This window comes from Sphingomonas sp., assembly GCF_030145815.1.
Lineage (GTDB): Bacteria > Pseudomonadota > Alphaproteobacteria > Sphingomonadales > Sphingomonadaceae > Sphingomonas.
Genome location: NZ_JAIXHL010000002.1, coordinates 73,675 through 92,878, shown reverse-complemented (window position 1 = coordinate 92,878; position 19,204 = coordinate 73,675). Strand labels below are relative to the sequence as shown.

Below are 19,204 nucleotides of genomic sequence, written 5' to 3'. Positions count from 1 at the left end.
AGTGATTTCCGCGTCAGGTTGCCGGAACGACGGCGATACCGGCCTCGACAAAGGCCTTGAGCTTGTTGCGCATCGTGCGGACCGAAATGCCCAGGATCTGCGAGGCCGAGGTACGATTGCCCTGGCACCGCTCCAGCGTTTCCAGGATCAGCTGGCGTTCGACTTCTTCGACCGTCTGACCGACGAGCGAGGCGATGACCGGCTTGCCCGCGACCGGGGCGGGCGGCGCGAGCCGGGACCCGTCGGCCAGCACGATCGCCTCCGGCCCGATATAGCCATCTGGCGACAGCAGCACCGCGCGGTGCATCGCATCCTGCAGTTCGGCGACATTGCCCGGCCACTCATAGCTGGTCAGCAGCGTTTCGGTCGCCGGATCGATCAGCGGGCTCGGCAGGCACTGCATCGCCGCGAAGCGCGCGGCAAAGGTCGCCGCGAGCAGGCGGATGTCGCCGCCGCGCGCGCGCAGCGGGGGCAGCGCCACTGTTGCCAGTGCGAAGCGGGCGAGCAGGTCGCTGCGGAACTGCCCTGCGTCGACCAGGACGGACAGGTCGCGGCGCGTGCTCGCGATCACGTTGGGCGCGCCCGGCGCCGACATTGCCTTGAGCACGTCGAGCTGGAGCGCGGCGGGCAGGCGGTCGATGTCGCGCAGGAACAGCGTCCCGCCGCTGGCAGTGACGAAGGCGCCGCGACGGCTGGCCAGCGCGCCCTCGAACGCACCGGCGGCATGGCCGAACAGTTCGGAGTGCAGCACTTCCGGCGCGACGCCGGTGCATTCGATCGTGACGAAGCCGGAGCGGCCCGACGCGGCGTGGGTGGCGTGCGCGACGCGTTCCTTGCCGGTGCCGCGCTCGCCGCTGATCAGGATCGGGGCATGCGCCGGGGCCATGGCGCGGGCGAAGTCGAGCGCGCGCAGCCAGGCGGGATCTTCACCCACCATCGGTGCGAAATCGGCCTGCGCCATCTGCGCGATCGCGGCGGCGATCAGCTCGCGATCGGGGGGCAGGGGGATATAGTCGCGCGCGCCGGCACGGATCGCGGCGACCGCGCGCTCGGCAGGAGCGTCGATGCCACAGGCGAGTACCGGCACGGCAAAGCGTTCGGCGATCAGCGCGCGCATGAATCCCGGCACGTCGCTGTCGACGTCGATCATCACCAGCCCCGCGCCAACCTCACGCAGATGTTCGAGTGCGGCCGTCGGCGTTTCGGCGATCTTGACCTCGGCGCCCAGGCTTTGCGCCATGCGCGCAGCCTCGCCAAAGGGGCCGCTGCTGGCACCGACGATCATCAGGCGAAGCTGCATGATCAGCCGTCCTGGCGCACGATTTCGGTGAGCGTGACGCCAAGCGCATGGTCGACCAGCATCACTTCGCCGCGCGCCACCAGCCGGTTGTTGACATAGACGTCGACCGGCTCGCCGACGCGGCGGTCGAGTTCCAGCACCATGCCCGACTTCATCCGGATCAGCTCGCCGACCGGCACGCGGGCGCGGCCGAGTACGGCCTGGACGCGCACCGGCACCTCGTTGACGGCGGACAGCGATCCGGCGGGGCCGGTATCGGCTGCGGGGCCATCCGTGGCGAATTCCTCGAACGACGGCGGCGCGTCGGTCTCGATCATCGCGCCGCTTTCGTGGCTCTCGATCGGTTCGCCGGGTTCGGACATCGGGGTCTCCATCATGCGTTCATCCACTGGCGGATCACGGCAGTCGCTTCGGGCGCGTTGCTGGCGACCATGTCGCCGACCTTGCGCAGATGCGACGCCTTGATCTGGCCATCGACATTGTTGAGCTGGACATCATGGTCGAGCAGCGGGACGTTCGACCCGTTTCCCTGCATCGATTCCAGTTGCTTGAGTGCTGCCGGGTCGCCCTCTGCCGCCTGCTGCGCGATCGCCAGCATTTCGGCATTCTGATCGCTGGGCAGCATTGGCGGACCGGCTTCGCCCTCGGCTTCCTTGTTGGCGCGCGAGCGGAGCATGCGCAGCACGATCAGGCCAATGACGCCCACCAGCAGGATCTTGAGCAGGCCGACGACCTGATCCGAAGTGAAGAAGCTGTACCAGGCGGCCTGCGCGTCGGCGGGTTCCGCCGGGGTCGCGAAGGCCAGGCTTTCGACCACCACGCTGTCACCGCGTTCGGTATCGATGCCGACGGCATTTTCCACCAGTCGGGTCAGCTGCTGCTTGCGCGCTTCGGGCAGGCCCTGCGCGCCACCATCGACGGTCACCGCGACCGACAGACGGGTGAGCTTGCCCGGTTCGCGCGTCACCACGCTGCGGGTGGCGCTGTTGGCATAGGTGACGTCTTCCGACGTTTCCTTGCGTGCCTGTTGCCGCCGGTCTCCGCCATTGGCACCGACCGGCTGCTGCTGCGCTTCGGGCAGCTGGTTGCCGACGGTCGCGGCCTGTTCGCCGCTATTCTCGTTGCTCTGGTCGTCGCTTTCGACCGTCACCTGGCGCGCAATGACCTGCTTGTCGGGGTCATAGACGTTGGATTCTTCGCGCGTCGCATCGCGATCGATCTGCGCGGCGACCTCGGCGCGGACCTTGCCCTGGCCGACGATCGGCTCGAGCAGCGCGATGATCTCTTCGCGCATCTTCGCCTCGATCTGCGCCTGGCGTTCGTCGATGCTGCCGCCGCCCGCCGCGCCCTGTTCGCCGGCGCGCGCGAGCAACGCGCCCGACTGATCGACGATCGACACGGATTCGGGCGACAATTCGGGGACTGCGGACGAGACGAGGTAGCGGATCGCCTGGATCGTCTCGGCCGGCAGGCGGCCCTTGGTCTTGACTGTGACCGATGCGGTCGCGGGGCGTGCCTCGGCAGCGAACATCGCGCGTTCGGGCATCACGATATGGACGCGCGCGCCCGACACGGCGTCGAGGCTCTGGATCGATCGGACCAGTTCGCCCTCGATCGCGCGCGTCTCGTTCATCTTGGCGCGGCTGGCGGAGACGCCGAACGGCTGTTCCTCGTCCAGTACCTCATAACCGATCTTGCCGCCCAGTTTCTCGCCCGCCATCGCCATGCGCAGCTCGGCGAGCTTGTCGACGGGCGCCATCACGGCGGTGCCGTCGGCGGACAGTTCAAAGGGGACGTTCTGCGACTTGAGCTTTTCGGAGATTGCCGCGGCGGCCGACGGGTCGAGATCGGTGTAGAGGAACCCCATGGTGGTGTTCTCGCCACGCAGCGCGACCATCGCCAGCGCCGCCATGATCAATGCCGCGACGCCGCCCATGATGATGAGCCTTTTGGCCCCCAATTGCGCGATCAGCCCTTTAACCTGCTCCAAGCGGCACCCTATCAACCAACCGGAACTGCCTGTTCCTCAGGTCAATTATAGATGCCGCGCCGACGGCAGGTTTTGCCGGTGGGAAAAAATTGCCGAGTGGAGTTCTACGGCACCGGACCGCTCTCCCACCCGGACATCCAGCGACAGCATCCTATGGGTGGCCGGGTTAGGGGAGCGGGCCGGTGCCGCACCGATCCAGCTGCTGGATCGTAAAACCAAAAGCGCCCCCGGACGGGGGAGTCCGGGGGCGCCGATTTGCGGAGGGGGCCGGGCAGGGGAGCCGGGCCGTCCGACACGCTATTAATAGAGGATCATTTGGCTGGACCGTCGTCGACCGGAAAAAGATTGTTGAGTTCGCGTAGCACCGCTTCCTCGCGCAGTGCACGATCCAGCGTCAGACCGCCCTCGTCCCACTCGATCCGTGCATCGCCGCTGGCGAGCGAGGGGTCGTGGGTGACGTGGAGGTTCAGGCGGCGGCGGTCATTGGCCTGACGCGTCGCGATCCGCTCCTCGATCTGCTCGGCCATGTCGGGATGGACCCGCACGATCAGTTCGGTGCCGCGTGCGACCTGTGACAAAGCGCGACTGATCGCGTCGTCGATTGCTTGCGCGGGGGAGGCGAGCAGCGGGTGGCCGGCCAGATGCTGGGCGACGGCGAGCACCAGCTCGGCCGCCTCGCGCGCGGTGTCGGCGCGGAAGCCGGCGCGGTCCTCGACCATGCCCTCGACCTCGGAGTGCAGTGCGTCCATCGCGGCGAGCAGTGCGGTCTCGCGATCCGAGCGCGCGGCGTCGAGCCCGGCCTGAAACGCGTCGGCACGCGCGCGCGCCAGCTCCTCATTCTGCATCTTGCGCAGATGCGCCAGCTCGTCCTCGAGCGCTTCGATCTTGATGACGAGCGAGATGGTGTCGTCGTGCTCGACGGTGCGCGCGGCTTTTGGCGCGGTGAACACGCGGTCGAAGCCGAACGGCTTGGTGCTGAACGAAAGGTCCATCGGCCGTCCCCTAGACGATCATCGTGTCGTCGCTCTTGGGATCGACCAACACGATCTCCCCCATATCGGCGAGGTTCTTGGCGAGGCGGACAAGGGCGGATTGCGCCTCTTCGCAATCGCGCGCGCGCACGGGCCCCATCGACGCCATGTCCTCGCGCAGCAATTTCGCCGAGCGCTCGGTCATGGTGGAGAAGAACAGCGAACGGATATTCTCCGGCGCGCCCTTCAGCGCTAGCGCCATCTGGCGCTTGTCGGCCTGGCGGACGATGACCGCGATCGAGGCTGGCAGCAGCCCACCCAGGTCCTCGAAGGTGAACATGAGCGAACGGATGCGATCAGCCGCATCGGGCGAGCGCGCGTCGAGTGCGGAGAGCATGCTTTCCTCGGTCGAGCGGTCCATCGCGTTGAAGATTTCGGCCATTGCCTCATGCGGATCGCGGCGCTGGGCGCGCGCGAAATTGGCCATGAACTCGGTCCTCAGCGTCGCTTCGACCTGTGCCAGCACTTCCTTCTGCACCGTTTCCATGCGCAGCATCCGCTGCACCACATCGACCGCGATGTCGCGGGGCAGTGCGCCGAGCACGCGTGCGGCATGGTCCGACCTGAGTTTGGACAGGATCACGGCAATGGTCTGCGGATATTCGTTGCGGAGGTATCCGGCGAGCACGCCTTCGTTGACGTTGGACAGCTTGTCCCACATCGTCCGGCCCGACGGACCACGGATATCCTCCATGATCTCCTTCACCCGTTCGGCGTCGAGCACGCTGTTGAGCAGGCGTTCGGTCGTTTCGTACGAGCCGTGGCACGAGCTCATCGACGACATTTCGACCTGGAACTGGTTGAGCAGATATTCGACCAGGTTCGACGGGATCCGGCCGAGCTGCGACATGCTCTGCGACAGCTCCTTGACCTCGTCGATCGACAGCTGTTCCCAGATCGGGGCGCCATGCTCCTGGCCCAGCGCAAGCATCAGCGCAGCCGCGCGCTCCCGCTGGTTCAGCCGCTTATATTCTGGCGGTTCCGCGACCGGAGTCATCATCATCGTCTAGTTCCCCTGCATTTATTCGTGGTTAACCCGTCGGTTTCGCGCACGACCCCTCTATTATGGACAGGAAAGGGGGTTCCCGGTCGCGTGAGGACAGGAACATGAACATCAATTCGGGATTAGCGGGGCTGACCCTGCTGGGTGCCGATACGAGCTGGTATTCGACCTCGGGCGCGGGCCTGACGGTGGAAAGCAAGGCCGTGCGTGAGGCCAAGGCTCAGTTCACCCTGCCCGAAACGACCCCTCCCTGGCGCGAGGCCGGTGCCACCGGTTCGATCTCGACCCAGATCGCCACGATCCGCCGCCTTGCGACGATCATCGACAAGCCGCTGACCGGCGTGCGCGCGCTGCCGACCGATGTGCAATCGGCCTTCACTACGTGGAAAGCGCTCGACCGCCTCAATGTGCTTGCCGAAAGTGCGGCCAAGCCGGGCCTCTCGTCAACCGAACGCGGCCAACTCGCCGCCACCTTCGCCAAGGGGCTGGCGGACCTGCAGACCTATATGGGCACTGCGCCGTCCGACAAGCTGGAGCTGTCCTTCGGCCAGCCGGTGCGCCGTGCCGAGAGCACGGTCGTCGCGCCGGGCACAGGCGGGCTGACGGTGAGCGTGTCGGGCAAGGGCGTCGTGGCCAAGCGTGACGAGGTGCTGTCGCAGATGTCGGGGACCGAACGCTTCCGGGTTACGCTGGAGCGCGGCAGCTCGGTCGATACCGTGGTAATCGATCTGGGCTCGCTGCCCGAACCGCCGACGCTCGACAGCGTCGCCAACCTCGTCAATCAGGCGATCGCCAATATCCCGCTGCGCGATGCCGGCGGCAATATCGTGCTCAATGACGATGGAACGCCTGCGCCCAAATGGAAGGCCTCGTTCGAGCCGAAGAAGACCGAAAAGGACGGCTGGACGATGGGCATCAACCGTCAGGGGCTGGAAAGCGTGTCGATCGATCAGGTCGATGCCCCCGATGCGCTGATCGTCGCAACCGGCCGCACTGGCCTGGAAACGCCGACCGCCGCCCGTGTGCTGCGGATCGACGATCCCGAAGCCGCGATGACCAACAAGACGCTGGCGACGATCGAGGCCAAGGACCGGCTGACGACCAAGGCGGTGGCGACAACCACCGATGCGGTTGCGACCGATGCCGATGGTTTTGCCTATGTCGTGGGCACCGCGTCGGGCGATCTCGACGAGCTGCGCGCTGCGGGCACGCAGGACCTGTATCTCACCAAGATGGACAGTGTCGGCAATGTCGTGTGGCAGCGCGCGCTGGGCGCTGCCGACAGTGCGTCCGGGGCTGCCGTGACAGTGGCCCAGAATGGCGACATCGTCGTGGCCGGAACCGTGTCGGGGAATTTCGGCGGCACCAATGCCGACGCCGACATGCTGGTCGCCCGCTGTGCTAACAATGGCGACGAGATGTTCGCCAGCCGCATCCGATCGTCAGGTGATGACCGCGCCACGAGCATCGCCGTCGCCGATGACGGCGCGATCCTGGTCGGCGGGCGCGCGGCGCAGGGTGGGGGCGACGCGTTTGTCGCCCGGCTCAACGGAACCGGCGCGGTGACGCAGCGGGTCAAGCTGCCCGGCACCAGCGGCGATGAGAGCATCACGGCGATGACGATGACCGCCGACGGTCGCCTCGCCGCGCTGACCAAGGAGGGCGCGACGTCGAAGCTGCGCTTCCTCGATCCGGCCAGCCCCGGTACGGTGCTCGATACCGTCGATCTGGGCACTGCCGACGCGCGCGCCATCGCGATTGCGTCCGACGGATCGATCGCGATCGGGGGCACGACGCTCACGGCGCTGCCCGGGACGCAGGTCAACAGCATTACCGGCGGACGCGACGGGTTCGTGATGCGCCTCGCCGCAGACGGCAGCGGCATGGCCACCACCTATCTCGGTACGGCGGGCAATGAACAGGTGGACAGCCTCGCCTTCAGCAATGGCAAGCTTTACGTCGGCGGTCGCACGACCGGCGACCTGGGCAGCACGCGCGTCGGCCCGACCGACGGTTTCGTTGCACGGCTTGATCCGGCCAGCGGCGGGATTGAGAAGATCAGCCAGTTCGGGCAGCCCACCCTGCGCACCGAACCGGTTCGCGTCGCCGCTTCCGATGGCGGGTCGAGCAAGGTCGACGCGCTCGGCCTTGGTCGCGGCGTCGCGACGCCGGAAGGCTCGCTGCGCCTGACCACCGGGTCCACCCTGCGCGAAGGCGATACGTTCCAGATGCGCGTGGCTGGCGGCCCGCTCCGCACGATCACCATCGCCAAGGAAGAGACGCTGGCCAGCTTGGCCGACAAGGTGCGCAAGATCACCGGATCCAAGGCGCTGGTGACCACCCCCAAGAAGGACGATGGCGCGCAGCTGCGGGTCTCACCCAAGGCGGGGATCGATATCGAGTTCGTCGCCGGACCGGCGGGTCGCGATGCGCTGGAAAAGCTCGGCCTGCCGGCGGCACGCGTTTCCGGCTATGATCCGATCGACAAGGACGCCCCGCGCGTCCGTCCGGGCGGCAGTTTCGGTCTGGGCCTCAATCCGGGTCTGGCGATCGCGGACCAGAAGTCGGCGACCGCCGCGCTCGCCAAGCTCAAGTCCGCCCTCTCGGTCGCGCAGACGGGTTACCGCTCGCTCTATTGGGACGATGGCAAACAGGCACTGGTCGAAGGCGCGCGTGGCGGCGGGAGCACTGCGCGCGAACAGGCCCAGATGGCGAATTATCAGGCGGCGCTCAGCCGTCTCGCCTCGGGTCCGTCGACATCCATAGGGTTCTGACAGCATGAGTGATCTGATCGGCGGGATTGCCCGCAACATGAAGCATCTCTCGGAACGCCAGCGCGTGATTTCGGAGAATATCGCCAACAGCGAAACGCCGGGCTTCAAGGCGCGCGACGTGCGCGCACCCGACTTCAGCGATCTGATCAACACCGGGAACAGCAGCGCATCGATCGCGCGGCCACGGGTCCAGCTGACCGGGAGCATGGCGGCGCTCGGCGCGCGCGCGCCGATCTCGGCGGGGAGCGTCATGCTCGACGCCGACACCAGCGAGACCAAGCCCGACGGCAACAATGTCACGCTCGAAGATCAGCTGCTCAAAATGGGCCAGGTCCAGGCGGACTTCGCCGCGATGACCAGCCTATACCGTAAGAGCCAGGGGCTGATGCAGTCGGCGCTGGGACGCAAGGGCGGCGGCTGACGCCACGCGCCGCGCGTTAAAAAAGGGGGGGCGTCCCGGCCGGGACGCCCCCCCTTTTCGTTGGCAATCGCGCTGGGTCAGGCCGCCCGGCGCAGCGGCGGCGTGTCATCGAGCGCAAACCGCTCGGTCAGCCGAGCCAAGGCGCGTGCCTCGTCCGACAGCGCGCGGGCGGCGGCGTTGCTCTCCTCGACCATCGCCGCATTCTGCTGGGTGAACTCGTTGAGCGTCGCAAACGCCGCACTGACCTCGGTCAACGCGCCGGCGTGCGATCCATAATCCTGGGCAAGGCCATTCAGCAGCTGGTGGACGCCCTCCACCACCTGCTCGATCCCGTTGAGCGCGCCATCGACCTGGCCGATCGCGGTCACGGCATTGGCGACCTGATCCTGGGTCGAAGTGAGCTGTTCGCGGGCGCGCTTAGCCTCTTCTTCGGAGCGCATGGCAAGCTGGCCGACCAAGTCGGCGACAACGGCAAAGCCGCGTCCCGCTTCCCCGGCGCGTCCGGCCTCGACCGCTGCGTTCATTGCCAGAACGCGGGTCTGGAACGCGATCTTGTCGAGGCCCTCGATCACCGCGTCGATACCGGCCGCGCTTTCCGCCACCTGCTCCATGCGCTGGACCGCATCGTCAGTGACGCCGCGTCCGCGACGGACGCTGGTGATCGCTTCATCGGCGCGCGCGACGGTCTCGCGCACGGTGCCGTTGCCATCGCGGAGCCGCGCGTCGATCTGACCGATCGCGGCGGAGGCCTCGTCGATCCGCGCGCTGGTGCGCTCGCTGCGGGCTGCCAGATCCTCCGCCGCTTGGGCGATCTGAGACGAGTTGTTTTCCAGCTCGAGAGCGCCGCTCGACACCGCCTGCACCAGCAAGCGCAGCGATTGGACCGCCTCGTTGAAGTGCGCCTGGATCGCCGCATAGCCGCTTGGCATCGCGCCCGTGATGCGGTGATGCAGCTCGCCGCGGCTCAAGCCCTCTAGTCCGCGTGCAAGGGCGGTGGATGCGCTCTCCAGCTCGCGCATGCGCTGCTCGCGCTCGGCGGTGATCGCCGCTTCGGTCGCGCGCTGCGCAGCGTCCTTGTCCGCGATGGCGTCGAGCAGTGCGACGACCTGCGCGGAGATAAAGACCAGCGCCCCGGCCTCGCCAAGCAGGATCACGGCGTGCAGCAGGATCCGCGCGAACGATGCTTCCCCCAGAAACACCCAATCGGGGACCGCCATGCCGAGCAACAGGTGGTGGACCGCGACGACGACCGTGGCCCCGATGATCGCGCGCCAGTCGCACAGCACCGCCGTGATCGCGAGCGCGGCAAAGAAAGCCATGTGCAGGTCGACCTGCCACGCCATGCCGCGAAACGCGTAGAGCATCACCGCCGGAATCGCGACCAGTGCCATGCTCGCAGCGATGCGCGCAGTGCTGTCGATCTCGCCGCGCCGCCACAGCCAGCTAGGGTAGGCGAGTAAAGCGGCGAGGGCGAGCGCGACGGTCACGACTCCGTCCGCGCCAGTCACCAGCATGCCGACCAGCACCGCGACCGACAGGACCCCCGCGACCGCCATGACCAGCGTCAGGCCCGCCTTGCGAATGCCGTCCAGCGTCAACTCACTCATCCCAACTCTTCCTTCCAGTACAACTCTGCGGTCGTGCGGCGAGCACGATCGCGCCGTGACGCCAGCTTTCGCGCACCACGGTGTCGCGCTTGCCGATGACAACCAGCGATCCGGGCAGCGGCCCGGTGCCGATCAGTCCGGCGTCGGCGCGCGCGATCCAGTCGATCATCTCGGCCTGTCGGACCGGGACGATGGGTGCGATCAGCATCGCGCCGTCCGGCGGGGGCATGATCGATGCCCCCACCGGTACTGCCAGTGGCACTGCCACTGCGAGGGCGAGGCCCGCCCTCAAAAGCTTGCGTTGACCGAGATCGGCACCGCCATCCCGGTAAAGGCGAGGCCGCCCGATGCGCCATAGGCTCCGCTGCCCGTGCCGCGCCGGCGGCGGGCGTCGGCGGCGATTTCCGCCATCATGTCATTCGACAGATCGATCTGGCGCTTGAGCGCCGCGCCATTGGCGGCGCAGATGTCGCGCAGCCGCGCGGCCAGCTCGCCAAGTTCCGAACGCGTCTCGGGGGCGAGCGTGTCGCGCCAGCCCGGGTTGGTCCGGTCGAGCCGCGCCACTTCATGATCGACCGCGCCGACCAGTCGGGTCTTGGCCTGCACCAGCCCGGCGATCTCGCCGCGACGGCCGTGCGCCAGCAGCATCGTTTCCTCCTCGCTGATCGACGCCAGCGAGCGAAACAGGTCGAGAAGCTCAGTTTCCATGCGGGTTGCCCCCCTGCAACTTGATGATCTGGTCCATCACGGCCGGGGCTAGGCCGATGCCCCCCTTCGCCGCGATGGCGGTGCCGAGATTTTCGGCGAGCACACCGCGAAACATCTGTTCGCCATGACCGCCCGAAAATTCACCCTCCTCGACGCTTTCCAGCATCAGCTGGGTCATCTGGCCGATAAAGGTCGCCTCGAACGCCTGCGCGGTTTCCTTGCTCTTTGGCGTCGGAATGTTCGGCGCGGCGCCGGTCGTGGCGGTGGCGGGGGTGGAGAGGGGGCTCATCACTGCACCTCGATATCGGCCTGGAGCGCGCCGGCGCTCTTCACGGCCTGAAGAATGGTGATCAGGTCGCGGGGGCTGACGCCGAGCGCGTTGAGGCCGGCGACGAGCGAGGCGAGCGAGGTTTCGCCGCCCAGCGTGCCGAGCGAACGGCCGGTGCCGTCATCGACCGTGACCTGGGTGCGGGGAACGACCTGGGTCTGCCCCTGCGACAGCGGTGCTGGCTGCGATACCTGCGGCGTTTCGGCGACGCTGATGGTCAGGCCGCCCTGCGCGATCGCGACCGGGCTGATCCGGACATTGGCGCCCATCACCACCGTTCCCGATGCTTCGTTGACGATCACCTTGGCTGGCTGATCGACGGTGACGGGCAGGTTTTCGATGCGGGCGACCAGATCGACCACCGATCCGGGAAAGCCGGGGCCGGGTTTCAACTCGACCGTGGCGGGGTCGAGTACTTCGGCAGTGCCGGCAAAGGTCGAATTGATCGTGCCCGCAATCATGTTCGCAGTGGTGAAATCGGGGTTTTTCAGCGCCAGCTTGAGGCTGGTCGCGCTCCGCAGCGCGAACGGCACCTCGCGCTCAATGATCGCGCCATCGGCGATGCGAGCCGAGGTGGAGACGCCCCGGCTGATGCTCGCTGCCGCGCCCTGCGCCTTGAAGCCGGAGACCGAGACCTGGCCCTGGGCCACGGCATAGATTTCGCCATCCAGCGCGCGCAGCGAAGACGCGATCAGCGTGCCGCCCTGCAGGCTGGTGGCATCGCCGATCGCCGATACGGTCACGTCGATCCGCGATCCGGCGCGGGCAAAGGGCGGCATGGTCGCGGTGATCGACACGGCGGCGACGTTCATCGTCTTGAGCTGCGACCCGCGCACATTGACGCCCATCCGCTCCAGCATCGCCTGCATCGATTCCTCGGTGAAGGGCGTGTTGCGCGTGCGGTCGCCGGTGCCGGGCAGGCCGACGACCAGGCCGTATCCGACCAGCTGGTTGGGGCGGACATTTTCGATATCGACAATGTCCTTGATGCGATGCGCGCTGTTTGCGGCGGCGGTGCCGGGCAAGGCCAGCACCAAAGCCAGCAACAGGAACCTCAAAATGTGCATAAACCTGTCCATCGTCTCCGGAACGCCGTTAATCCTCTTATAGAAAGAGGAAGGCCGTTCCGGTCTTCGTGGAGAAGAGAAGCAGTGCGGATCGAGGGCGTTCCGATGCCGGTGCAGATGGTGCTCAGCGCGCTGTCCAAATCCGACGCCGCCCTGCGCCTGGCCATCCCGAAAATGGAGATGCCCGAAGCCCCGCGACAGGGGGCTCAGGCGGCCCCGACGCTGCAGGCTGCGACCACGGTTCACGTGCTGCTTGCCGCCGCGACAGCGCTGGAAACGCCTAAGGACAAGCGCCGGCATGAGGCACGCCCGGCGGCACGCGGGCTCGAGATCCTCGAGCAGCTGCACGCCGCGCAGGTCAAGGGATTGCCCGACGCGGCGGCACTCGACGCGCTGTCGCAATGGGCCGCGCTGTTCGAAATGCCGGACGATCCCGAGCTCGCTGAAATCGCGCGCGACATCGAACTGCGCGTGCGCGTCGAACTGGCCAAGCACGACCGCACCGTTTGATTCAGATTCTGAATGGACATGGTTAACAGCGCGGATCGGCGATTTTTCCGGTCCGGTGCCTGTCGAACCTGCCTTTACTGTCCGCCCTTCGCCAGCTTCATCACATAGCTGATGACTTCGGCCACCGCCTGATAATGTTCCAGCGGGATCGGGTGATCGATCTCCGCGCTGGCGTGCAGCGCGCGGGCGAGCGGGCGGTTTTCGACCAGTGGCACGCCGTTGGCGGTCGCGATCTCGCGAATCTTCAGCGCGATCGCGTCGGTGCCCTTGGCAACCACGATCGGCGCGTTCATTGCGCCATGGTCGTATTTCAGTGCGACGGCGTAGTGGGTCGGGTTGGTGATGACGACCGTGGCGGAGGGGACGGCCTGCATCATCCGCTGGCGTGAGCGCTTGAGGCCGATCTGGCGCATCTTGCCCTTGATCTTGGGGTCGCCCTCCTGCTCCTTGTGCTCGTCCTTCATGTCCTTGAGCGACATCATGTTCTTCTTCGTCCAGCTATAGCGCTGGTAGACGAAGTCGGCGCCCGCGATCACCGCGACCAGCACCACGACGATGGTCAGCACGCTCATGATCATCTGTTGCGACAGATCGGCGATGGTCGTCGGGCCGACACCCACCATCGTCTCGAAACCCGGCAGGAAGGGCCACAGGATGATCGTCCCGATCGTGCCGACCACGATTAGCTTGGCCAGCGTCTTGGCGAATTCAAACAGCCCCTGCGCGCCGAACATCCGCTTCAGCCCCGACACCGGATTGATCTTCGACAATTTGGGTGTGATGCGGCTGAAGCTCAGCATCGGCCGGCCCTGAGCAAAGCCACCGATCAGCGCGCAGCCGAACAATGCGCCGAGCAAGGGCAGCAACGCAGCAGCCAGCTCGGCTAGGATATATCCGCCGAATACCTGCGCGCCGTCCGGGGTGAACATGAAGTCGTCGGCGCGGCCCCAGATGCGGGCGAGCGATCCGGCCATGGCGGACGCTGCCTGTGCGCCCAGGCCGCCGGTGACGATGATCAGGCCGACGAACATCGCCGCCTGACGCATCTCCGGCGCCATCGGCACATCGCCCTTTTTCCGCGCATCTTCGATGCGCTTTTCGGACGGGGCGAATGTCTTGGAGTCCTTGTCCTCCGACTCATCGGCCATCGCGTCAGCTCCAGCCCATGTTCAGCCACGTCGCGATGCTGTTCGCGAAGGTGACGAGCGTCGCCCCCAGCGTCGCGGCGGTGATGGTGACACCCAGCAACAGGTTGAGCGGCTGGGCGATGAAGAACACCTGCAGCGCCGGCGCGACGCGCGCGACCAGGCCGAGGACGGTGTTGAAGACGATGCCATAGACCAGCAGCGGCGCGGCGAGCGATACGCCGAGCGCGAGCGAATTGCCCGCGACCTTCACCGCCAGCTGGGCAAAATCCTGCGTGTTCGGAATGACCCCGACCGGGAACAGGCCATAGGATTTGATCAGAGCGCCCAGCCACAGATGGTGGACCGCCATCGCGAAGCACACGACCGCGGCGGCAACGCCGACGAACTTTGACAGGATCGGTGCCTGGCCCGACTGGCCGGGGTCGAACACCATCGCGGAGGTCAGGCCGATCTGCAGGCTGATCAGCGACCCGGCGATCGAGATTGCCTGATACATGATCCGCATGATCAGGCCGAGCGCGATGCCGACGACGAGTTCGGCGACCAGAATACCCGCAAGTTGAATGTCGGTGACATCGGCCATCGGGATCACCTTGGCCGACAGGAAGCTCCACAGGCCCAGCGTCATGCCAAGGCCCGCGAACAGGCGTATCTGCGCGGGGACCGCATCTTCGGAAAAGACCGGCAGCAGCATCAGCACCGATCCGACCCTTGCGAACAGGATCAGAAAGGCGGTGGCGTGCAGCGGCAGGTCTTCGATCATGTTGCGGTCAGCCGCCCTGCACGATCTTGTCGCTCAGCACGCGCATGAAGTCGCCGAGTGCGCCGCCGATCATCGGAAAGCTGAGCAGCAGGGTGATCCCCATGATGATGATCTTGGGCACGAAGGTCAGCGTCTGTTCCTGAATCTGCGTCAGCGCCTGGAGCAGGCCGATGATGAGGCCGGTGAACAGCGCGGCGAACAGCAGCGGCCCGGCGACGGTCAGCGTCAGGATCAGCGCGGCGCGCGCGAGTTCGATGGCGGAGTTGGCGTCCATCGCGCGGGCCTAGATCTGCATCCGCATGATTTCGGAGTATGCGTTGACGACGCGGTCACGCACGGCGACGACGGTGTCGAGCGCGACTTCGGCGGCGCCCATCGCGGTCACCACGTCGATCAGGTCGCCCTTACCGGCGATCTGGCGCGTCGAAGCGGTTTCGGCGGCCTTCAGGCTCGACGACGCCTCGCCGACCATGCCCTGGACGAGCTGGCCGAAGCCGCCCGCGGCCGGGGCCTCGGTCGCGCCGGGGCCACCAATGCCGGGACCGCGTGAGAGCGGCGATACGCCGGCGGCCCGGCCATAGGCGGTGGCGGCGTCAAGTGCTCCGATGGACATGGATGCTTCCCTTATTTCAGCAGGTCGATGGTGCGCATCGTCATGCCCTTGGCGGCTTCGATGGCGCTGAGATTGGCTTCGTACGAACGCTGCGCGGCCTTGAGGTCGGCGGTCTCGACGAGGCCGTTGACGTTCGGCATGTTCACATAGCCCTTGGCGTCGGCAGCGGGGTTGCCCGGCTGGTAGACGCGCTGGAATGCGGACTTGTCGGTCGCGACGCCCTTGACCGACACCTTGGTCGCGCCGGTCGCGCGATCGACCTCGGCGGCAAAAGTTGCCACACGGCGGCGATAAGGGTCGCCGCCCGGCGTCTGCGACACCGAACTCTGATTGGCGAGGTTCTCCGCAATCACGCGCATCCGCAGCGATTGCGCGCGCAAGCCCGAGGCGGAGACAGAGACGGCAGTTTTGAGGTCCATGATCCCAAATCCGGCGCGGCGGGCAGGAATTGCCCCCGACAGCTTTCTTATAGGCAAGTTTTTCCGGGTCGGTCGGACCGGGGGCAAAATCTGCCCCCTATAAACACGGTATGACGACCACGCAGGGGAACGCCGTGCTCAACGATATCATGGTTGAACTGTCGATCGTGCTGGGCTCCACCCGGCTGCCGATCCGACAGGTGCTGAAGATGAGCCGCGGCGCGATCGTCGCGCTCGACAGCACCGACGCCGACCCGACGCTGATCTATGTCAACGATACCTTGGTCGCCAAGGGCCGTGTGATCGTGAGCGGCGAGCATATGTCGATCGAAATCTCCGAAGTCCTGCCCGCGAGTGCCGTGGCATGACGATCCTTGCCCTGCTGCGCATGTTCGGCGCGCTCGCGATCGTGCTCGGCCTGCTGGCCGGCGCGCTGTGGGCGGTCCGCCGCTTCGACATTCGCTTGCCCGGACGCCTCGGCGCGGGTGGCGCGCCGGACAAAAGGCTCGAAGTGGTCGAGCGGCTGACCGTCGATCAGAAGCGCTCGCTGCTGCTCGTCCGTCGCGACAATGTCGAACATCTCGTGCTGATGGCGCCGGAGGGGAATGTCGTGCTGCATGAGGCACGCACCGATGCCCCGGCGCTGCGCGTGATCGATACGCCTGCGCCCAAGGCCGCGCCCGCCTTTGCGGCGCTGGTCGAGCCCGAACCGGTCGCGACGTTCGACGCAGCGCGCGACGGCGGCGACACCGCCGGATCGACCGCATTCCTCAGCAACCTCGAACGGTTCCACAGCTTCGCCAATGCCCGGATCGCGCGTCATGCCTAAGCTGTTGCGCTACGGCCTTACGGCTGTCCTGCTGTTTGCCCCGCTGACGGCTGCGGCCGCAACGGGCGGCGACGGGGCAGGGGGATCGGCGCTGGAGGCGGTCAGCGGGTCCCTGAGCGGCAAGGCGATCGGCATGGTCGCGCTGCTGACCGTGCTCAGCCTGGCGCCGGGCATCCTGATGACGGTGACGTCGTTCACCCGCATCGTCGTCGCGCTGTCGCTGCTGCGCACCGGCCTTGGCGCGCAGGGTGTGCCGCCGAATCCGGTGATCATCAGCCTGGCGCTGTTCCTGTCGATGTTCGTGATGACGCCGACGCTGGAGGCGGCGTGGACCGCAGGCATCAAGCCCTATACCGAGGGCAAGATCAGCGAGGACGTGGCATTCGAAAAGACCGCGGCGCCGTTCCGCAAGTTCATGCTGAGCCAGGTGCGCGACGACGACATCGCCCTGTTCAACGGACTTGCCGCCCAGCCCGCCAAGACGCGGGCCGAAGTGCCGCTGGGCACGTTGATTCCGGCCTTCATGATCTCCGAACTGCGCCGTGCGTTCGAGATCGGTTTTCTGCTGCTGTTGCCGTTCCTCGTCATCGACCTGGCCGTGTCGGCGGTGCTGATGGCGATGGGTATGATGATGCTGCCACCGACAACGATCGCGTTGCCGTGCAAGATCATCTTCTTCGTGCTGGTCGATGGTTGGGCGTTGGTCGCGGGCAGCCTGATCCGAAGTTTCGGATCGGGTTAGCTCAAGTTCGCCGCCCGAACCGGCTGCTGGGATCGATCAACCACGCCGACAGGACTTCGAAGCGCAGCGGCGTCAGGAACTGCAGCCCCGCCGCATCCTCGCGCTGCCAGCGCACTGCGGCGTTCACCGTGCCCAGCTGGGGGATGTGCACCGACAGCGTGCCTTGGGTCAACGTGCGATTGAGCCCATCGACCCGCATCCCGCGCTGATTGATGTCGCGCAGCGTTGCGGCGATGCGCCGACCGTCGCACGTCACCAGCACCCCGCATTCGGCATCGAGCCGGGGCAGGCGGTTGTGCCAGCCCTGTTTGCACGGCTCGGGCTTGAGAATGACCTCTGCTGGAACCTGGGACAGAAAGCGCAGGCCCGAAGCCCCGCCCTGCGACCATGCAATTTCGGCATCAAGCAGCGGGGCGCCGCGCAGTTCGAGCTGCACCGCGTCGCCGCGCGCCAGCGCGATCGGGCATTCCACGCGGGCGCCGCTCTCCGAAATGTTGCGGACCCGGCACACGACATCGCCGTGCGGCGTCACCAGACGCCCGACGAGCAGGGTGGTGACGAGGCGAGTCTCGCCGCCACTACGCCGGTCGTCGATCGCGGTTGGCGCAGTCTTCCAGCGCTCAGGGTGCTCGCTATACATCAGGCTGGCTCCGCCTTTGTGATCGCGACCTTGCGCACCTTGTCGGGGCCGATCGCCTCACGCGCGGCCTCGATCACCACGCGGCGGAAATTGTCGAGGTCGGGCAACATCCCATCGTTGCCGGCGGCCAGCGGCACCTTGAACGTGCGCAGGTTGATCGCGTGCTGCAGGAAGGGCAGGCGCGCAGTCACGGCGTCAACTTGGCTTTCATCGACCTCCAGCTGGATTTCGAACGTGGCATAGCCTGACAGCTTTCCGTCCTTGAGCACCAGCGGGGCCGTCATCGGCGGGACGGTCACGAACTTGCCCGGCTCTTCCTCGACCGGTTCGGGCTTTGCCGTGGTGGCGCCGGCCGGCGCGCCGAGGAAGAAGTTGGTCGCATAGCCGCTGCCGGCTCCGATAGCACCGCCGGTGATCAGGAGGATCAGAGGGAAGAGGATCTTCTTCATGGTCGTCGGCTCACAGCTTGAAGCTTGAATCGGCGGGGGTGGCGGGGGACTCGCCTTTGACGATGATCGTGATGCGGCGGTTTTCCGCGCGGTCGGGCTCGCCCGGGTAGAGCGGCTGGCTCGCGCCGCGCGCCATGACGCCGGCGATGCGGTCAGCGGTGATGCCGCCGCTCAGCAGCGTCGACCGTGCGGCCAGCGCGCGCTCTCCCGACAGCCGCCAATTGGCTTCATTGTCCCCGCCCGCGCCATCGGTATGCCCCTCGACCGTCAGGCGCGCGCCCGACCGGGCGAGTTTCTCGGCAACCGTGTTGAGCTGACGGCGGGCACGATCGTTGAGCTGCGCGGTGCCGGGGCGGAACATCGGCTGACGCACGCTGTCCATCAGCGTGATGCGCAGACCGTCCTCGTCCGACTCGATCTTCTGCTGGGCACTCGTGTCGCTGGCGATCGCATCGAGCGAGACGCGCAGCTCCTGCGCCAGGACGCGCAGCGTCGCGTCGGGGATCGTCGCCGACCCGCCGCGCGCGGTGCCGACGCTTTGCGCGTCCATCGCGGGAACGCCCTTGGCCTGCGCCTGATCGGCATTCTTCGCGCGGCCGTGTCCCCCCGAGCCTGCCTGGGCACCGCCGGCAGCACTACCGGCCGCGCCCACCATCGGCGGGCCGGGCGAGAAATAGTCGGCCAAGCCCTTCAGCGTTTCCTTGTCGGGATTGCTGATCAGCCAGAGCAGCATGAAAAACGCCATCATCGCAGTCACGAAATCGGCATAGGCAACCTTCCACGCACCACCATGATGGCCGCCGACCACCTTCTTGACCTTGCGGATCACGATGGGCCGCGCGTTGGGTGCCTGGCTGGCCAT

The 19,204-nt window shown here is 66.8% G+C and carries 24 protein-coding genes; 6 read left to right on the top strand and 18 right to left on the bottom strand.

Annotated elements, in window-relative coordinates:
- Nucleotides 1-13 precede the first annotated feature (13 nt).
- The 5 genes from KYX69_RS02100 to KYX69_RS02080 all read right to left on the bottom strand — a co-directional run bounded on the left by KYX69_RS02100 (nucleotide 14) and on the right by KYX69_RS02080 (nucleotide 5,324).
- Nucleotides 14-1,300 (bottom strand): sigma 54-interacting transcriptional regulator, encoded by a 1,287-nt coding sequence (locus tag KYX69_RS02100; RefSeq protein ID WP_300493129.1) that lies wholly within the window; start codon nucleotides 1,298-1,300, stop codon nucleotides 14-16.
- A gap of 2 nt (nucleotides 1,301-1,302) precedes the next feature.
- Nucleotides 1,303-1,662, bottom strand: coding sequence for a flagellar motor switch protein FliN (fliN, locus tag KYX69_RS02095; RefSeq protein ID WP_300493127.1), 360 nt, complete (start codon nucleotides 1,660-1,662; stop codon nucleotides 1,303-1,305).
- Between the two features lie 11 nt (nucleotides 1,663-1,673).
- On the bottom strand, nucleotides 1,674-3,290 hold the full coding sequence (gene fliF / locus KYX69_RS02090; RefSeq protein ID WP_300493124.1) for a flagellar basal-body MS-ring/collar protein FliF: 1,617 nt from the start codon (nucleotides 3,288-3,290) through the stop codon (nucleotides 1,674-1,676).
- A gap of 311 nt (nucleotides 3,291-3,601) precedes the next feature.
- Nucleotides 3,602-4,282 carry a FliH/SctL family protein gene (locus KYX69_RS02085; protein ID WP_300493121.1) on the bottom strand — a complete coding sequence of 227 codons (681 nt, stop codon included), beginning with the start codon at nucleotides 4,280-4,282 and terminating at the stop codon, nucleotides 3,602-3,604.
- 10 nt (nucleotides 4,283-4,292) lie between these two features.
- Nucleotides 4,293-5,324, bottom strand: a complete 1,032-nt coding sequence (locus tag KYX69_RS02080; protein ID WP_300493118.1) for a flagellar motor switch protein FliG — start codon at nucleotides 5,322-5,324, stop codon at nucleotides 4,293-4,295.
- 104 nt (nucleotides 5,325-5,428) lie between these two features.
- On the opposite strand from KYX69_RS02080, the gene KYX69_RS02075 reads away from it, so the two are divergent.
- Both KYX69_RS02075 and KYX69_RS02070 read left to right on the top strand, forming a co-directional pair.
- Nucleotides 5,429-8,098 (top strand): hypothetical protein, encoded by a 2,670-nt coding sequence (locus tag KYX69_RS02075; protein WP_300493116.1) that lies wholly within the window; start codon nucleotides 5,429-5,431, stop codon nucleotides 8,096-8,098.
- 4 nt (nucleotides 8,099-8,102) lie between these two features.
- Entirely contained in the window at nucleotides 8,103-8,519 is a 417-nt protein-coding gene (locus tag KYX69_RS02070) for a flagellar basal body protein (RefSeq protein ID WP_294017202.1), read from the top strand.
- Nucleotides 8,520-8,596: 77 nt separating this feature from the next.
- Here KYX69_RS02070 and KYX69_RS02065 read toward each other — a convergent pair whose 3' ends face one another.
- The 5 genes from KYX69_RS02065 to KYX69_RS02045 are packed head-to-tail and all read right to left on the bottom strand — an operon-like array spanning nucleotide 8,597 to nucleotide 12,229.
- Nucleotides 8,597-10,126, bottom strand: coding sequence for a methyl-accepting chemotaxis protein (locus tag KYX69_RS02065; RefSeq protein WP_300493114.1), 1,530 nt, complete (start codon nucleotides 10,124-10,126; stop codon nucleotides 8,597-8,599).
- A complete protein-coding gene (locus KYX69_RS02060; protein ID WP_300493112.1) occupies nucleotides 10,119-10,355 on the bottom strand; it encodes a hypothetical protein in 237 nt (78 codons plus the stop codon). The genes KYX69_RS02065 and KYX69_RS02060 overlap by 8 nt, the downstream gene beginning before the upstream one ends.
- Before the next feature lie 59 nt (nucleotides 10,356-10,414).
- Entirely contained in the window at nucleotides 10,415-10,834 is a 420-nt protein-coding gene (locus KYX69_RS02055; protein ID WP_300493109.1) for a flagellar biosynthesis protein FlgN, read from the bottom strand.
- Nucleotides 10,824-11,123, bottom strand: coding sequence for a rod-binding protein (locus KYX69_RS02050; protein WP_300493107.1), 300 nt, complete (start codon nucleotides 11,121-11,123; stop codon nucleotides 10,824-10,826). The genes KYX69_RS02055 and KYX69_RS02050 overlap by 11 nt, the downstream gene beginning before the upstream one ends.
- Entirely contained in the window at nucleotides 11,123-12,229 is a 1,107-nt protein-coding gene (locus KYX69_RS02045; RefSeq protein WP_300493104.1) for a flagellar basal body P-ring protein FlgI, read from the bottom strand. The genes KYX69_RS02050 and KYX69_RS02045 overlap by 1 nt, the downstream gene beginning before the upstream one ends.
- 84 nt (nucleotides 12,230-12,313) lie before the next feature.
- On the opposite strand from KYX69_RS02045, the gene KYX69_RS02040 reads away from it, so the two are divergent.
- Nucleotides 12,314-12,739 (top strand): flagellar assembly protein FliX, encoded by a 426-nt coding sequence (locus KYX69_RS02040; protein ID WP_300493101.1) that lies wholly within the window; start codon nucleotides 12,314-12,316, stop codon nucleotides 12,737-12,739.
- 74 nt (nucleotides 12,740-12,813) lie between these two features.
- On the opposite strand, the gene flhB is transcribed toward KYX69_RS02040, so the two are convergent.
- From flhB to flgC, 5 genes are read right to left on the bottom strand one after another with little or no spacing between them, the layout of a single operon-like run.
- Nucleotides 12,814-13,887 carry a flagellar biosynthesis protein FlhB gene (gene flhB, locus KYX69_RS02035; RefSeq protein ID WP_300493098.1) on the bottom strand — a complete coding sequence of 358 codons (1,074 nt, stop codon included), beginning with the start codon at nucleotides 13,885-13,887 and terminating at the stop codon, nucleotides 12,814-12,816.
- Nucleotides 13,888-13,891: 4 nt separating this feature from the next.
- Complete coding sequence (fliR, locus tag KYX69_RS02030) at nucleotides 13,892-14,650, bottom strand: flagellar biosynthetic protein FliR (protein WP_300493096.1); 759 nt, start codon at nucleotides 14,648-14,650, stop codon at nucleotides 13,892-13,894.
- Between the two features lie 7 nt (nucleotides 14,651-14,657).
- Nucleotides 14,658-14,924, bottom strand: coding sequence for a flagellar biosynthetic protein FliQ (locus tag KYX69_RS02025; protein WP_300493093.1), 267 nt, complete (start codon nucleotides 14,922-14,924; stop codon nucleotides 14,658-14,660).
- Between the two features lie 9 nt (nucleotides 14,925-14,933).
- The gene (locus KYX69_RS02020) at nucleotides 14,934-15,263 is read right to left on the bottom strand and encodes a flagellar hook-basal body complex protein FliE (protein WP_300493090.1); all 330 of its coding nucleotides are present in this window, start codon (nucleotides 15,261-15,263) and stop codon (nucleotides 14,934-14,936) included.
- An 11-nt stretch (nucleotides 15,264-15,274) separates the two neighbouring features.
- The gene (flgC, locus tag KYX69_RS02015) at nucleotides 15,275-15,682 is read right to left on the bottom strand and encodes a flagellar basal body rod protein FlgC (protein WP_300493087.1); all 408 of its coding nucleotides are present in this window, start codon (nucleotides 15,680-15,682) and stop codon (nucleotides 15,275-15,277) included.
- 110 nt (nucleotides 15,683-15,792) lie between these two features.
- On the opposite strand from flgC, the gene KYX69_RS02010 reads away from it, so the two are divergent.
- Genes KYX69_RS02010 through fliP form a run of 3 tightly spaced genes read left to right on the top strand, consistent with a single transcriptional unit; the run spans nucleotide 15,793 to nucleotide 17,253 of the window.
- Entirely contained in the window at nucleotides 15,793-16,050 is a 258-nt protein-coding gene (locus tag KYX69_RS02010) for a FliM/FliN family flagellar motor switch protein (protein ID WP_300493084.1), read from the top strand.
- Complete coding sequence (locus KYX69_RS02005) at nucleotides 16,047-16,511, top strand: flagellar biosynthetic protein FliO (protein ID WP_300493082.1); 465 nt, start codon at nucleotides 16,047-16,049, stop codon at nucleotides 16,509-16,511. Before KYX69_RS02010 ends, KYX69_RS02005 begins: the two co-directional genes overlap by 4 nt.
- The gene (gene fliP / locus KYX69_RS02000; protein WP_300493079.1) at nucleotides 16,504-17,253 is read left to right on the top strand and encodes a flagellar type III secretion system pore protein FliP; all 750 of its coding nucleotides are present in this window, start codon (nucleotides 16,504-16,506) and stop codon (nucleotides 17,251-17,253) included. The genes KYX69_RS02005 and fliP overlap by 8 nt, the downstream gene beginning before the upstream one ends.
- Nucleotide 17,254: 1 nt before the next feature.
- On the opposite strand, the gene KYX69_RS01995 is transcribed toward fliP, so the two are convergent.
- From KYX69_RS01995 to KYX69_RS01985, 3 genes are read right to left on the bottom strand one after another with little or no spacing between them, the layout of a single operon-like run.
- Nucleotides 17,255-17,893, bottom strand: a complete 639-nt coding sequence (locus KYX69_RS01995) for a PilZ domain-containing protein (RefSeq protein WP_300493076.1) — start codon at nucleotides 17,891-17,893, stop codon at nucleotides 17,255-17,257.
- Entirely contained in the window at nucleotides 17,893-18,342 is a 450-nt protein-coding gene (gene fliL / locus KYX69_RS01990) for a hypothetical protein (RefSeq protein WP_300493073.1), read from the bottom strand. Before fliL ends, KYX69_RS01995 begins: the two co-directional genes overlap by 1 nt.
- 10 nt (nucleotides 18,343-18,352) lie before the next feature.
- Nucleotides 18,353-19,204: a flagellar motor protein MotB gene (locus KYX69_RS01985; RefSeq protein ID WP_300493070.1), complete on the bottom strand. Its 852-nt coding sequence runs from the start codon at nucleotides 19,202-19,204 to the stop codon at nucleotides 18,353-18,355.